General features: G+C 62.2%; 15 protein-coding genes and 1 tRNA gene. 6 read left to right on the forward strand and 10 right to left on the reverse strand.

All coding sequences use genetic code 11. The annotated features are described in order from the left end of the window. Window positions 1-2: 2 nt before the first annotated feature. On the forward strand, window positions 3-500 hold the full coding sequence (locus HUTA_RS09405; RefSeq protein ID WP_049941290.1) for a metal-dependent hydrolase: 498 nt from the start codon (window positions 3-5) through the stop codon (window positions 498-500). A 61-nt stretch (window positions 501-561) separates the two neighbouring features. Here the strand turns inward: HUTA_RS09405 and HUTA_RS09410 are convergent, their stop codons facing one another. From HUTA_RS09410 to samp2, 4 genes are all read right to left on the reverse strand, one after another. Further along, a complete protein-coding gene (locus tag HUTA_RS09410; RefSeq protein WP_015789664.1) occupies window positions 562-924 on the reverse strand; it encodes a hypothetical protein in 363 nt (120 codons plus the stop codon). A 780-nt stretch (window positions 925-1,704) separates the two neighbouring features. Beyond that, window positions 1,705-1,779: transfer RNA gene (locus HUTA_RS09415), tRNA-Ile, on the reverse strand. A 57-nt stretch (window positions 1,780-1,836) separates the two neighbouring features. Then, complete coding sequence (locus HUTA_RS09420; RefSeq protein ID WP_015789665.1) at window positions 1,837-2,238, reverse strand: GNAT family N-acetyltransferase; 402 nt, start codon at window positions 2,236-2,238, stop codon at window positions 1,837-1,839. Then, window positions 2,238-2,438, reverse strand: coding sequence for a ubiquitin-like small modifier protein SAMP2 (samp2, locus tag HUTA_RS09425; protein WP_049941291.1), 201 nt, complete (start codon window positions 2,436-2,438; stop codon window positions 2,238-2,240). The genes HUTA_RS09420 and samp2 overlap by 1 nt, the downstream gene beginning before the upstream one ends. A 224-nt stretch (window positions 2,439-2,662) precedes the next feature. On the opposite strand from samp2, the gene HUTA_RS09430 reads away from it, so the two are divergent. The 3 genes from HUTA_RS09430 (at window position 2,663) to alaS (ending at window position 7,359) form a co-directional block, all read left to right on the forward strand. Next, entirely contained in the window at window positions 2,663-3,643 is a 981-nt protein-coding gene (locus tag HUTA_RS09430) for a replication factor C small subunit (RefSeq protein ID WP_015789667.1), read from the forward strand. A gap of 119 nt (window positions 3,644-3,762) precedes the next feature. Next, window positions 3,763-4,401: a sensor domain-containing protein gene (locus tag HUTA_RS09435; RefSeq protein WP_015789668.1), complete on the forward strand. Its 639-nt coding sequence runs from the start codon at window positions 3,763-3,765 to the stop codon at window positions 4,399-4,401. Window positions 4,402-4,578: 177 nt separating this feature from the next. Continuing rightward, complete coding sequence (gene alaS / locus HUTA_RS09440) at window positions 4,579-7,359, forward strand: alanine--tRNA ligase (RefSeq protein WP_015789669.1); 2,781 nt, start codon at window positions 4,579-4,581, stop codon at window positions 7,357-7,359. 216 nt (window positions 7,360-7,575) lie between these two features. Here alaS and HUTA_RS09445 read toward each other — a convergent pair whose 3' ends face one another. After that, complete coding sequence (locus HUTA_RS09445; RefSeq protein ID WP_015789670.1) at window positions 7,576-8,325, reverse strand: DICT sensory domain-containing protein; 750 nt, start codon at window positions 8,323-8,325, stop codon at window positions 7,576-7,578. Window positions 8,326-8,426: 101 nt separating this feature from the next. On the opposite strand from HUTA_RS09445, the gene HUTA_RS09450 reads away from it, so the two are divergent. After that, the gene (locus tag HUTA_RS09450) at window positions 8,427-9,203 is read left to right on the forward strand and encodes an alpha/beta fold hydrolase (RefSeq protein WP_015789671.1); all 777 of its coding nucleotides are present in this window, start codon (window positions 8,427-8,429) and stop codon (window positions 9,201-9,203) included. 80 nt (window positions 9,204-9,283) lie between these two features. Here the strand turns inward: HUTA_RS09450 and HUTA_RS15605 are convergent, their stop codons facing one another. Beyond that, window positions 9,284-9,448 (reverse strand): DUF6757 family protein, encoded by a 165-nt coding sequence (locus tag HUTA_RS15605; protein ID WP_015789672.1) that lies wholly within the window; start codon window positions 9,446-9,448, stop codon window positions 9,284-9,286. Between the two features lie 106 nt (window positions 9,449-9,554). Next, window positions 9,555-10,346 (reverse strand): PHP domain-containing protein, encoded by a 792-nt coding sequence (locus HUTA_RS09455; protein ID WP_015789673.1) that lies wholly within the window; start codon window positions 10,344-10,346, stop codon window positions 9,555-9,557. Window positions 10,347-10,665: 319 nt separating this feature from the next. Between HUTA_RS09455 and HUTA_RS09460 the strand changes: the two genes are divergently transcribed. Next, window positions 10,666-11,139: a DUF6789 family protein gene (locus HUTA_RS09460; RefSeq protein ID WP_015789674.1), complete on the forward strand. Its 474-nt coding sequence runs from the start codon at window positions 10,666-10,668 to the stop codon at window positions 11,137-11,139. Between the two features lie 25 nt (window positions 11,140-11,164). Here HUTA_RS09460 and HUTA_RS09465 read toward each other — a convergent pair whose 3' ends face one another. From HUTA_RS09465 to HUTA_RS09475, 3 genes are all read right to left on the reverse strand, one after another. Next, entirely contained in the window at window positions 11,165-11,683 is a 519-nt protein-coding gene (locus HUTA_RS09465; protein ID WP_015789675.1) for an ArsR family transcriptional regulator, read from the reverse strand. A gap of 200 nt (window positions 11,684-11,883) precedes the next feature. Then, window positions 11,884-12,297, reverse strand: coding sequence for a PIN domain-containing protein (locus HUTA_RS09470; protein ID WP_015789676.1), 414 nt, complete (start codon window positions 12,295-12,297; stop codon window positions 11,884-11,886). After that, on the reverse strand, window positions 12,294-12,500 hold the full coding sequence (locus HUTA_RS09475; RefSeq protein ID WP_015789677.1) for a DUF7557 family protein: 207 nt from the start codon (window positions 12,498-12,500) through the stop codon (window positions 12,294-12,296). The genes HUTA_RS09470 and HUTA_RS09475 overlap by 4 nt, the downstream gene beginning before the upstream one ends. Between the last annotated feature and the right edge of the window lie 542 nt (window positions 12,501-13,042).

Genomic DNA, 13,042 nt, shown 5'->3' on the forward strand with positions numbered 1-13,042 from the left:
ACGTGCATCGAGAGGGCCATGTCGGGGCTGCCTTGCTCGCCTACGCGCCGGTCGGGTTCATCGTCTTCGTCGTGGGCTTCGAGGGGGCCGCAATGGCCGGAGCAGTCGGGGCCGGTCTCCTCGCCATGGTTCCGGATTACGACCAGCGTGTCCCCGGTATCTCTCACCGCGGAATTACCCACACGGTCTGGTTCGCTGCTCTCGTCGGGATCGGGCTCGGTCTCATCGGGCTCGCGATCGGCTCGAATGACGGCATTCTGGCGGCGATCGATCTCGGCGTGTTCGGATTACTGGTCGGGACGGTCACGATCCTCTCACACATCGCCGCAGACGCTCTCACGCCGATGGGTGTCGAACCATTTGCGCCCGTTCGTAACGACCACTACTCCTACGATGTCGCCCGAGCGGCGAATCCGATCGCGAACTATGGACTGTTGGTACTGGGTATCATCGCGACGGGGATCGCACTAGCAGTGGTGAACGTCCTTTCGAATATCTGAGAGCCTTGTTCTGATCCAATGGGATCACAAGCTCTCCTGACTGGGAATCAGGTTCGTTCAGCTACTCGGGCCGAGAGTCCGTTACACCCGGATCTTGCCAGTCTTCAGCGTCGTGTTCATCCCACGGGATCAGATATACCCCTTTCTCTGCTCGGTCTTGACAGTCCAAGTCATCCATCAAATTGTTCCAGCGTGCTTCTATTGTCTCGCCAGGTTGGTCTTCGAGGGATTCGTCAAGCCGGTCGATCAGTAGTTCCTTGTGGCGGGCCCAGCGTTCGCCGCCATGTTCACCGAAGACGTTTTCGCGCCCTTCGCCCCGAAGAAGGCGAACGAGCGTCGTCACCCGTAACGCACGGTCATCACAAATATCGAACTTCCCCTCAAGTTGATCGCACATTCGGCCGGCCCAGTCTGATGCACCCATGCCACAATCATCTCAATTTACCCGTATATATTCTCCCCTGGACTACTTTCCGGCAGTCGTCGAAGTTTGCTAAGTTCAGCGCAAGTCGGTAATCGTGTTGCACGAAAGAACCGGTCTGTTCCATTCAGTCGTGTTTAGATGATGCTTCAAAAGTTCACTGTCGCCGCTCACATCTCTGGGATGTCGGGAACTACAATTTTCAAGTCCAGAGCACTGTCTTGATCTCGTCAATCGCCTTAGTGCGACCCCATCTTTGTCCTTGATGATGCGAGCTCTCTCGGAGTACCGCGCTCATTTGAAATATCCAATCTACCGTTCTGAAATGTCCGAATGATGAATGACACTGATAAGTCATGAAAACACCCTTCGACCATTCAAAATCGCCCGACTGAAGCCGTATCCTTCCATCGCATGGTTGAACTCCACCCGAGCTACCGATCCGTTTCACTGCCCAAAATCACAAAACCGGCGATATGAATCGTCTACCTATTGAAATCGTCGGCCACAGAACCTGCAAAATCTGGATGGGCCCGCTCGGATTGTGAACCACGCCCTGACGTGCTCGCTTCGCTGTGCGCGTCAGGTCTCATTCAAATCCTCGCTCTTTTAGTAGCGGGCGCTCGCGAGTTTGCTCGCGCCACGCACATGGGCCCGCTCGGATTGTGAACCGGAGGAAGACATTCCTGCTCGGACCTCCGGTCCTGCGCGGGCTGTGACTCCCAGGGTTCAAATCCTCCCTTTTGTATGCTTCGCTCGTCACGTCCGTTCCTCGCAGAAGCATGGGCCCACTCGGATTTGAACCAAGGACGAAGCGGTTATGAGCCGCTCTCTCTAACCAGACTGAGATACGGGCCCTCATTCCCGATTTTCCATTCCGCGAACTAAACTGTACCGTCTCCGATTGCCGCGACGTCACTCCAACGACCCGCCGTCGCCCAACCGCCACACGCCTCGACACCGCCCGTCACCCGCCGCCGCGATGTCGAACCCCAGCGACTCGTAAAACGGCCGCACATCGGTATCGAACTGGGCGACGAGTCGATCCCGCTCCTGCATCGCTCGCTCGACGAGCACACTTCCGATCCCCTGATCCCGACGTCGCCGGCGCACGGCCACGTTCACGATTTCCTCGCCGTCGAGTACCACCGCACCGACGACTGGCGAACCGTCCTGATCCTCGTCCGGTACAGCGACGAAGACATCCCCACGCTCGATGGCTGTCTGTACCTGGTCGTGGTCGGTCGCCAGGTCGGCCCCGTCGAGGACGTTCAAGACGCCGACGAGATCGCCATCCTGGGCGGTACGAACCGGCATCAGCCACCCTTGATCAGCCGGACGATGCGGACGTGTTCGGCGTCGACCGCTTCGTCCTCGGGCACTGGCCGGTCGTCGACGAGCACCGACACCTCGTGTGGACTCACCTCGAAGTCCGCGAGCAACTCGCCGTAGGTCGTCCCCGGCTCGATGTCGAACTCGCGCGTGATCTCGTCGACCAGCTCCACCGTGACTTCCATGTTCGTGGGTTCGGCCGGACGGACATGAGCGCTTCGGGGTTCGTTACTGTCTCTGAGCCGGACGGCCCGCTCACACGTAGCGAGCCTCCGCTTCGTTCGGTCTCGCATCACGCGACCTCCCAGCCACGGTTCGCTCAGCTCTCCGTTCGCATTTGTCGAGGTTTCACTCACGACGGTCGGTCGACCTCGCATGCTTTATCCCACCCGGGACCCACCCATCGTCTATGAGCGAGGCCGAGTCAGCCCGGGCGGGTCGACAGGAAGTCTGGATCGAGAAGTACCGCCCACAAACCCTCGAAGACATCGCGGGCCACGAGGCCATCGTCGAGCGACTGGGCAGCTACGTCTCACGCAACGACCTCAGCCACATGCTGTTCGCCGGGCCGGCCGGCGTCGGCAAGACGACCGCTGCGACCGCCATCGCCCGCGAACTCTACGGCGAGGACTGGGAAGAGAACTTCCTCGAACTCAACGCCTCTGACGAGCGCGGCATCGACGTCGTCCGCGACCGCGTCAAGAGCTTCGCACGCACTTCTTTTGGCGGCTACGACTACCGAATTATATTTCTCGATGAGGCCGACGCACTCACCGCAGACGCCCAGTCAGCGCTTCGCCGGACGATGGAGCAGTTCTCGAACAACGTCCGCTTTATCCTCTCGTGTAACTACTCCAGTCAGATCATCGACCCGATCCAGTCTCGATGTGCCGTCTTCCGCTTTTCGCCGCTCGCCGACGAGGCCGTCGAGGCCCAGATCCGCCAGATCGCCCAAGAGGAAGTCATCGACGTTACCGAGGACGGGATCGAGGCGCTGGTCTACGTCGCCGGCGGCGACATGCGAAAAGCGATCAACGGGCTCCAGGCCGCCTCGATGTCCGGGGATACAGTCAACGAGGAAGCGGTCTTCGAGATCACGTCGACGGCCCGGCCAGAGGACATCCGCGAGATGGTCGACCTCGCGCTCGACGGCGACTTCACCGCCGCCCGGTCGCGGCTCGACACCCTGTTGACCGAGGAAGGGATCGCCGGCGGCGACATCATCGACCAGCTGCACCGCACTGTCTGGGAGTTCGACCTCTCGGATGCGGCGGCCGTCCGCGTCCTCGACCGTGTCGGTGAAGCCGACTATCGGATCACCGAGGGCGCGAGCGAACGGATCCAACTCGAAGCCTTGCTCGCCTCACTCGCGCTCGACGGCCGTGACTGACAGAAATATAAAAAATTGGTGCGGAAAAATTGCGGTGAGAAGCGGCGACAGACGGTGGTTTTACACCGGATTGACCCTTCCGATAGTTTTTTCATAATTGGAGCTGACATGTACAGTCGATGTCCGCCTTCGACATCAGGTCCCCCTCCGTCTCCGACGACGGTCTCGGTATTGTCCTCCATCCCGGGCCGTACAAACGGCTCGTGTATCACGTGCTGGGCTTTCCGCTCGGCATCCTCTCGTTTCTCGGCGTCGTGATCGGTGTCTCGCTCGGGCTCACTCTCTCGGTTCTGTTCGTCGGCATCGCGATCCTCGCCGGGACGGTCGTCCTCCTGCGTGTCTTCGCGATAGTCGAGGCACGCCTGGCCGCGACATTCCTCGACGAGACGATCCAGTCCCCTCGGAAGCTGGATACCTCCCCTTCGGAGCCCATTTCTCACGTTCGGAATGCGTGCACAGATGAGCAGACCTGGCGCGCGTGTGCCTTTGCGCTGGTTCGGCTGCCAGTCGGCGTGATCCAGTTCACCGTGGTCGTGACGCTCACAGCCCTTTCGCTCGCGCTGGTGACCGCACCGTTGCACTACGATGGCGTTCAACTCTTCCAGTTCGGGCCCTGGTGGCACCTGGGATCGCTTTCGGAGGCACTGCTTGCCGTTCCGGTCGGCGTGTTGCTCTGGGCGTTCTCGCTGCACGTCTTCGATCTGCTCGGCACGGCCATGGAGCGATTCACACGCACCTTGTTGACGCCTGTCGAGTAGCCAGACCGACGCTTGCGTGTGTCTCAGACGTCTTCGATCACCGCGTCCCCGAAACCGCCAGGTACGAAACAATGACGCGGCTGGAGCGCCCGTTTTCGGCCCACGGACACCTTTAGCTGCCCGAACAGCCCCTTCGGAACTGATTTAGGGCCGGACGGGCCACAATACAGTCAACGAATGAGTGATCTCGAGGAGGAATACCGGCTCGAATACTTCGAGGAGCACGGGTTCCATCGCAAGGAGTGTATGGAGTGTGGGGATCACTTCTGGACGCTCGACGGGGCGCGGGAAACCTGCGGTGAACCGCCCTGTGACGAGTACAGCTTTATCGACGATCCCGGATTCGACGAGGCATTCGAACTCGGCGAGATGCGCGAACAGTTTCTCTCCTTTTTCGAGGAGCACGATCACGAGCGCATCGACCCCTATCCCGTCGCGGCCAACCGCTGGCGGGAGGACGTCCTCCTGACCCAGGCGTCGATCTACGACTTTCAGCCACACGTCACTAGCGGCGCGTCGCCGCCGCCGGCGAACCCACTCGCCGTGAGCCAGCCCTGCATTCGGATGCAGGACATCGACAACGTCGGCGTCACCGGCCGACACACCATGGCCTTCGAGATGATGGGCCATCACGCGTTCAACGCTGACGAGGGGACCGACTACGCCTACGAGGGCGAGGTCTACTGGAAGGACGAGTGCGTCGAGTACTGCATGGACTTACTCGCCGAAGTCGGTGCCGACCGCGAGGCTGTGACGCTGATAGAGGACCCCTGGGTCGGCGGCGGCAACGCCGGACCCGCCTTCGAGGTGATCTACGAGGGCGCGGAACTCGCGACGCTCGTGTTCATGCAGTTCGAGCGCGACCCGGACGGCGATTTCGAGATGAAGGACGGCAACACCTACAGCCGGATGGATCGCCGGGTCATCGACACCGGCTACGGGCTCGAACGCTGGACCTGGATGTCCCAGGGCACGCCGACGGTCTACGAGGCCGTTTACCCCGACATGATCGACTTCCTGACGGACAATGCGGGGATCGATCATACTGCCGACGAGGAGGAGATCGTCCACAAAGCGGCGAAGCTCTCCGGTCGGATGGATATCGACGAGGCCGAGGACGTCGAGGCTGCCCGCGACGACATCGCCGCGGAGATCGGCGTCGCGACCGACCGCCTCCGCGAACTCGTCGAACCCCTCGAATCCATCTACGCGATCGCCGACCACAGCCGGACACTCGCGTACATGCTCGGCGACGGGATCGTACCGAGTAACGTCGGCACGGGCTATCTCGCGCGGATGGTATTGCGGCGGACGAAACGCCTGGTCGACGAGGTCGGCGTCGACGCCCCGTTGGACGAACTCGTCGACATGCAGGCCGAACGGCTTGGGTACGACAACCGCGATACGATCCGGGACATCGTCCGCACGGAGGTCGAGAAGTATCGCGAGACGCTCGACCGCGGCCATCGACGCGTCGAGCAGTTGGCCGAGGAGTACGCCGACTCCGGCGACCCGATTCCCGCCGACGAACTTGTCGAACTCTATGACAGCCACGGGATGCAGCCCGAGACAGTCGAACAGATCGCCGCCGATCGTGGCGTCGCTGTCGAGACGCCCGAGGACTTCTATTCACTGGTTGCCGAGCGCCACGAGGACGCCGAACGCGCCGGGTCGACCGAGGAAAGCGACACGGACGAGCGTCTCGCCGACCTCCCCGAGACCGAGAAACTCTACTACGACGACCAGACTCGCACCGAGTTCGAGGCGGTCGTTCTCGACGTCTTCGAGCGTGCGGACGGGTACGACGTGGTGCTCGATCAGACGATGTTCTACCCGGAAGGCGGGGGCCAGCCCCCGGACCAGGGGACGCTCTCGACGGACGACGAGACGGTCGAGGTGACCGACGTCCAGATCCAGGACGGTGTCATCTTACACCGGACAGATGCCGACCCGGGGACGGGCGACTTCGTTCGCGGTCAGGTCGATGGACGGCGGCGACGACGGCTGATGGCCCATCACACGGCCACCCACATCGTCGTTCACGCCGCCCGGCAGGTTCTCGGCGACCACATCCGCCAGGCCGGCGCACAGAAGGGAACTGACTCGGCACGCATCGACGTCCGTCACTACGAACCGGTCTCTCGCGCGGCGGTCAAGGAGATCGAGCGGGTCGCCAACGATATCGTCACCGACAACGCCCAGGTCACCCAGGAGTGGCCAGATCGCCACGAGGCCGAAGCCGAGTACGGGTTCGATCTCTACCAGGGCGGGATCCCGGCCGGCGAGCAGATCCGCCTGATCCACGTCGAGGACGACGTCCAGGCCTGTGGCGGGACCCACGTCTCGCGAACGGGCGAAGTCGGGGCGATCAAAATCCGCTCGACGGAACGCATCCAGGACGGCGTCGTCAGGCTGACGTTCGCCGCCGGCGAGGCCGCCATCGAAGCGACCCAGGCGACCGAGGACGCCCTCTACGAGGCGGCCGAAGCGTTCGACGTGGATCCGCAGGACGTCCCGGAGACGGCCGAACGCTTCTTCGCGGAGTGGAAAGAACGCGGCAAGGAGATCGAAGCGCTCCGGGCTGAACTCGCCGAGGTTCGCGCATCGGGCGCAAGCGAGGGCGAGGAAGTCGATCTCGACGGGACGACGGCGGTCGTCCAGCGCGTCGACGGCGAGATGGACGAGTTACGGGCGACGGCCAACGCGATCGCCGATTCGGGGTCGGTGGCGGTCGTCGGTTCGGCGGCCGACGGCGCGCAGTTCGTCGTGGCCGCACCCGAGGGTAGCGGTGTCGACGCTGGTTCGGTCGTGAGTGAACTCGCCGATCGCGTCGGCGGCGGTGGCGGCGGTCCCTCGGACTTCGCCCAGGGTGGAGGGCCGGACGCCGACGCCCTCGATGCGGCACTCGACGCTGCGCCGGACGTCCTGCGGCAGGTCATGCGTCCTTCGGACCGCTGATGACGTGTGACTGGTGTTGACAGAGGGCTTGTTCACGCTGAGTAAATTGTCTCACCCCTTTACAAGTAACCGGCAACAAATACCGACTGGGTCGGCACGCCGGCCCTCTCCCCCACGAGATTGTCAGAGGCACCCCGAACTCCTCCCCCCGGAGTTCAGATACGCAGACGGTGTCTACCCCCCCCCCTGATTTCTATTTGGTGGTGTACTGGTCGGTTACACGTATTGCGTTTCGAGATATCCGAGGATCTCGCGCACCAGTCGTGGTTCGAACGTCCAGTAGCCCCGATACTCGTTGGGCCCGATCTCCTCGGCGACGAGCGCGGCCATCCGGTTTTCGTCGCCGTTGCCGTCGTGGACAACGAACCACGAATCCTGGAGTTCGGGAGTGGATCCGGCGTGGACCGACAACCTGTCGGCGAAGGCGGGTGGCTCCCAGCCGCCGACTCCGTACACGTGGACGTCAACCCCCGAGTCGGCTAACGTCCGGTATGCGTCCGCTGTCCCGCGCTCGTCACGCAATCGAGAGAGCTGCTGGAACGATGAATGAAGTATGCCGCCATCCGTTTCGAGCGCCAGTGACTCGATATGTCTGGAGATGTGGATCAACAGAAACTTCTGCTTGTCAGAGACGGTGAAGGTCACGTCCGAGAGGTGGGCAACGACTTCCGGCGTTTCGACCTCCTCGAGCGGGACTGTCCCGGTCACGTATAGATCCGAGTTGACCAGCAACAGCGTCTCGCTGATCTCGTCCATCTGTGAGATTGCCAGCGATCCGGTCTGCTTGTCGCGCAACAATACAACGTCGCTCGGTGCGTCCGGATCTTGATTCTCGGTGACGGCGACGTTATCGTTGTCGAACATCCCGTCCAGCATCCGGTAGAGCGGATCAACCGATTCACGGTTGAGGACGGTCACCGACTTCTCCCGGTCTTCGACGGCGTCGATGAACGCTGAGATCCCCATTAGCCTTGGATTGGGCACGAAGAGATTTAGCTTCGGTGGTCCGCACAACGTTTCCGTATTGATCCGGCAGTCATTTCTCCGCCCGTCTACACCACTCGGATATGCCCAGCGTCGACGCGGATGGTGTTTCCCTCCGGTACGAGACCAATGGGTCCGGGCCGGCTGTCGTCTTCGTCAACGACGTCGGCTTTGGCGCGTGGCTCTGGAGTTACCAGCACGCTGCCGTCGCCGGCCCCTACGAGGCGACCGTCTGGGATCTCCGTGGCACCGGCGAGTCCGACGCGCCCGAGGGGCCGTATGCCCTGTCCACGCTCGTCTCGGATCTCGCGGCCGTCGTCTCGGCGACCGGATCCCGGCGTGTCCATCTGGTCGGGGCCGGACTCGGGGGTGTCATCGCGCTAGAATACGCCCGCCGTCACGACCGGGTCGCAAGCCTCGCCGTCCTCGGGACTGCACCGGGGGACGCCGTCGATGAAGATGCCCTCTCGGCCATGGCTGCCCCGACGGACGACCCTGCGGCGCTGGCGGCGTCACTCGACACTGCCTTCGCGCCGGGCGTCCCCGAGGCCCATCCGGACGTCATCGAGCAGATTGCCGAGTGGCGGGGGACCGACGACGCCGAACCGGCACGCTGGCGAGACCAGCAGGCTGCGTGGCTCGGGGCTGCGCTCGACGATCTCTACGAGATCACGACGCCGACGCTAGTGATGAGCGGTACTGACGACGCCGTGGTCGATCCCGAGGCGACGGCTCGCCTCGCCGAGGCACTCCCGCGTGGTGAGCATCGCCGCGTCGAAGGCGGGCACCTCTGTTTCCTTAGCGAGAGCGCGACTGTCTCCGACGAACTGCTCGCGTGGCTCGACGAACACGCTGACTGAGAACACGCGATCGCGATCGGTCGATGTCGGAACGGGGACTCACTGCCGAGCGGGGACTGTGCGGGCGGACGAACCGGCAGTCACTCGATGCCTTCGACGTTTAGGTCGTCTTCGACCGTCTCGAGCCACTCCCCGTCCGCCAGCTCCGTCATCTGCTCGCGAAAGTCGTCCTCACAGAGGCCGACCGTGACGCCGTCTTTCTCGACCGCGACGTCCGCGTCGCGGTCGCAGTAGTGACACTGCATACTGGGTCCTTGGGGCCCAGAGACATTCAAGGCACCGTTCTCGTCAGACGGACGGCAGACGCCCGGTGTTGTCCCGGGGCGATCCGTCTCGACCGTCTGGACACTGTCAGACTGTCGACAACGCGGCATCGAGCGCCGTACAGAACCGCTCGGACGTGGCACGTCCCAGCCCCGCGATACCGAGAGTCTCCCCGTGGGCGTCGCTCCCTCCGGTTGCAAGGAGATCGTGGGCCTCGATCGCGTCGTCGATCGGCGTTCGATCGACCGCCCTCTCGTAGGGATATTCCCGTTCGATCGCGTCGAGACTCCCAGCGTGCGCCAGCGCGGCGTCCGGATCGTCGTACCGGAGCGGGTGGGCGAGACCGACCAGCGCCGCGGCGTCGTCGAGTAGTTCCCGTCCGCGCTCGACGGTGGGGAGGTCCCTGGCGACGTAACAGGGTTGGTCCGTGCCGATGAGCTGATCGAAGGCGTCCTGGACTGTATAGTGGCCGTGACTGTCGGCGACTGCCTGCGCGATGTGCGGCCGGCCGACACCCGGGTGCACGTCGAGGCCGAGGTCGATCCCGAGACGGCCCTCGACACAGTCGACGATCTCCCGGGCACGCTCGATCCGGTCGCGCTGCAGGCGCTCGGTTTCCGCACGAAGCGCCGGCGTCGGATCGACGCCGTATCCGAGCAGATCCAGTTGCTGGTCGCCGGCGGTCACCCGGAGTTCGACCCCGGCGATCACCGTCACGCCATCGCGCTCGACGACCGGCGCATCGAAGGGGGGGAGGCGATCGTGATCCGTCACGGCGACGGCCCGCAGGTCGGCCGCCCGGGCCGCGTCGCTGACGGCGTCCGGCGGCAGGGTTCCGTCGGATCTGGTCGTGTGGACGTGCAGGTCAGCGACAATCATCGATGGTGGGTGGCTCCCTCGTCGCTCGTTCGGAACACGTCCTGCCGTCTGGCATATCAAAACGTTGGTCCCCGTCGTACCTATCGTTTGGGTTCACGTTGACCGCCGGCCACATCTCACACCGGTTGTCGGTGGGCCGGAAGCTGCTGTTCCACCAGCGGCGACCCGGTCCCGAAAGCGGGATCGGATGCTTCGCGAACAACCGGCTGCTCTCACGCTGTCGAGGGGGATCCTGTTTTCCTATATGAATGTTGGGGGGACGTGGTTGCCGGTCACACAGGCTCCGTTCATATATCCACCAACGGGCGGATGATAACATATGGCAACGGAAACAAGTCATACCGTGACGCGAGGCGTCCAGCCGACGAACGTGGTCAAAGGCGGTCTTGCCGGGATTGCCGGGGCACTCGTGATGGGTGCGTTGATGATCGTGATGAACGAGGCCGTGATCGCCGTGGCGATCCCATCGCTGTACACGCTGGCTCCCCCACCGAGCGTTCCGCTTGGGATGGCAGTCCACGTGTTCCACGGCGCGATGCTGGGGCTTGCCTTCGCCGTCACCGTCGGCATGCTGGGAATGGACTCGAACGGCCAAGTCGTCGGCCTCGGGATCGCCTGGGGCGTGTTGACGTGGGTCGGCCTCGCCGCGCTCCTCATGCCCGTCTGGCTCAGTGCCGTCGGGTCGCCCGCCTCGCCGTCGTTCCCCAACTTCGCGATGCCGTCGTTGCTCTGGCACGGTGTCTACGGGCTCGTGCTGGGCGTGGGCTACGCGGTGGCTGCGGACGGCAACTGAACGCGGCTCGAACCCCGACGACGCGCTATTTTTGATAAATCTTCCACTGGGGAGTATCTGTGTCGACCTCCACCATCGCTTCGACCTTCTCGCGACTGATCGAATCGATGAGCGCGGTGGCGTCCTGGACCCAGTTTGCGAACGCACCAGTAAGTCGCCGGGTCACCACATCCGCATCGTTGGGCGTGTAGACGTAGATCTGCCCCCCTTCTTCGAGGAGGCGTCGGTGCTTGTCGATGACGCCCAACTCGACGAGGTGGTCGAGATGCCGGGCGACGACACTTCGGTCGTACCCGACGTCTTCGGCCAGGTCCGGCACGGTCAACTCGCCACCCTCCATGACGCAGAGGCAGATATCCAGTTCCGTCTCGGACATGTCAAAGACTGTCCGCAGCAATTCATCGAGAGAGGGCTCCTCGACGCTCACCTGTTCTTCCTCGACCGGTTGCATCGGGCCATCACAGCAACTGATCTCCCCGTCGCCGAACCCGAGGTTCCCGCAGGTCTCACATTCGAACAGCGTGGCATCTGACGGCGGACTCATTTGGCTGTGGTATGGGATGTGATTACAAAAGTTACAGGTCGATGGATGGGGTTGTGGGGTATTGATCGTTCGTCCGCTGGCAGCTGGACGGAAGCGCTACGATCGGTGCAACCGCTGGTCGAGAGCAATCGCGACAAGGAGAAGCGTGGGTGTCCGCCCCGCCCTGTCCTCACCCGCCGACACCGGACGCCCGGCGTGCCCTACGGGGATGACGCCCGATCATCCGACCGCAGGTTTGTGATCTCGATTTCGTCTTCGAGGACAGGCGTCACGAAATCCGAGTCCGCAACGACGAGATGGTCGCCAGTTGATCGAGCAGTGGCGGCGATGAGCAAGTCCCGAACCGGCCGTGGATTGCCGTTGTCGTAGTGCCGGTTTTGCAACCTGAGCGCTTCGAGGGCGATTGATTCGGTGAGGTCGATCGCGGTCACACCACCAAAATCCTGGCGGAGCGCGTACACATCGGCATCTCCCTGGCCGAGATACCCTTCGATCACTTCGAAAACGCAAATTGTTGAAGTGACGTACGGCTCGCCTTCAGATTCGACGAACTCCACGACATCGTCATCGCCGGCCAGCATATCGGCGATCACTGAGGAATCCAGAAACGTCATCGATCGAGCCCGAAACTCTCCCGCGACCGATCGATCGACTCCCGGACTGCCTCGGCGTCCTTGTCACTCCAGGCCCCCACGCGAATCGGTTCGTCCTCACCGGCCAGTCGTGTGAGAAACTCGTCCCAGGTTTCGTCGCTCCGCTTGAGGCGACTGAGACGGTCTTTCGTCTCTGAATTGATCGGGATTGACGTCCTGCTCATGTGAATTTATTTTGAATGCAGAAAGGTAATGGTTTCGCCGGTCACAATCGTCCCACGTTCTCGCCGTTGTGCCTCAGTCGTGTGCGTCCCGCGGTAGTGATCTGCAACTGTGTCGAGGTCACCTTGTCCTATTGACTCGGCAAGCCTGACAAAACCGCATCGACTGAGGGAGGATCTTCGGCCCCGTCACGCCGGAAGAAGAGTAAATGCGGCAGCTATTGAAAAGAACGCAGTTTTCTGATGCTTCTTAACTTTCTCTTCTTCACAGTGGTCTCTTGTGTGCCCTAATAGATAATTTAATAGAATTGAACTGGCCGCAAATACGGCAGCAATGACTCCAATAAACCCAGTTGCTATACCTGTACTTGGCACAGGAGAACATCTGCCCTATTATTTTGCTCTTTTGCCGTCTATAAATCCGATTCGGGGCTGAGAACCGGACAATTAGAAGAGATGCTTGGTAAGTGATGACTCAATTATAGGGCGGTAGAAAGTCAGTGGGACTTAGATTCTCGTTGTGTTGGGCCTCTTGATGAATAATA

This window comes from Halorhabdus utahensis DSM 12940, from assembly GCF_000023945.1.
GTDB classification, from domain to species: domain Archaea; phylum Halobacteriota; class Halobacteria; order Halobacteriales; family Haloarculaceae; genus Halorhabdus; species Halorhabdus utahensis.

Coding starts and splice junctions, on each gene's coding strand:
- HUTA_RS09435 (WP_015789668.1), top strand. CDS start 3,763: ATGTCCGCCTTCGACATCAGGTCCCCCTCCGTCTCCGACGACGGTCTC.
- HUTA_RS15605 (WP_015789672.1), bottom strand. CDS start 9,448: ATGCAGTGTCACTACTGCGACCGCGACGCGGACGTCGCGGTCGAGAAA.
- HUTA_RS09430 (WP_015789667.1), top strand. CDS start 2,663: ATGAGCGAGGCCGAGTCAGCCCGGGCGGGTCGACAGGAAGTCTGGATC.
- HUTA_RS09410 (WP_015789664.1), bottom strand. CDS start 924: ATGGGTGCATCAGACTGGGCCGGCCGAATGTGCGATCAACTTGAGGGG.
- alaS (WP_015789669.1), top strand. CDS start 4,579: ATGAGTGATCTCGAGGAGGAATACCGGCTCGAATACTTCGAGGAGCAC.
- HUTA_RS09475 (WP_015789677.1), bottom strand. CDS start 12,500: ATGAGCAGGACGTCAATCCCGATCAATTCAGAGACGAAAGACCGTCTC.
- HUTA_RS09455 (WP_015789673.1), bottom strand. CDS start 10,346: ATGATTGTCGCTGACCTGCACGTCCACACGACCAGATCCGACGGAACC.
- HUTA_RS09460 (WP_015789674.1), top strand. CDS start 10,666: ATGGCAACGGAAACAAGTCATACCGTGACGCGAGGCGTCCAGCCGACG.
- HUTA_RS09470 (WP_015789676.1), bottom strand. CDS start 12,297: ATGACGTTTCTGGATTCCTCAGTGATCGCCGATATGCTGGCCGGCGAT.
- HUTA_RS09445 (WP_015789670.1), bottom strand. CDS start 8,325: ATGGGGATCTCAGCGTTCATCGACGCCGTCGAAGACCGGGAGAAGTCG.
- samp2 (WP_049941291.1), bottom strand. CDS start 2,438: ATGGAAGTCACGGTGGAGCTGGTCGACGAGATCACGCGCGAGTTCGAC.
- HUTA_RS09420 (WP_015789665.1), bottom strand. CDS start 2,238: ATGCCGGTTCGTACCGCCCAGGATGGCGATCTCGTCGGCGTCTTGAAC.
- HUTA_RS09450 (WP_015789671.1), top strand. CDS start 8,427: ATGCCCAGCGTCGACGCGGATGGTGTTTCCCTCCGGTACGAGACCAAT.
- HUTA_RS09465 (WP_015789675.1), bottom strand. CDS start 11,683: ATGAGTCCGCCGTCAGATGCCACGCTGTTCGAATGTGAGACCTGCGGG.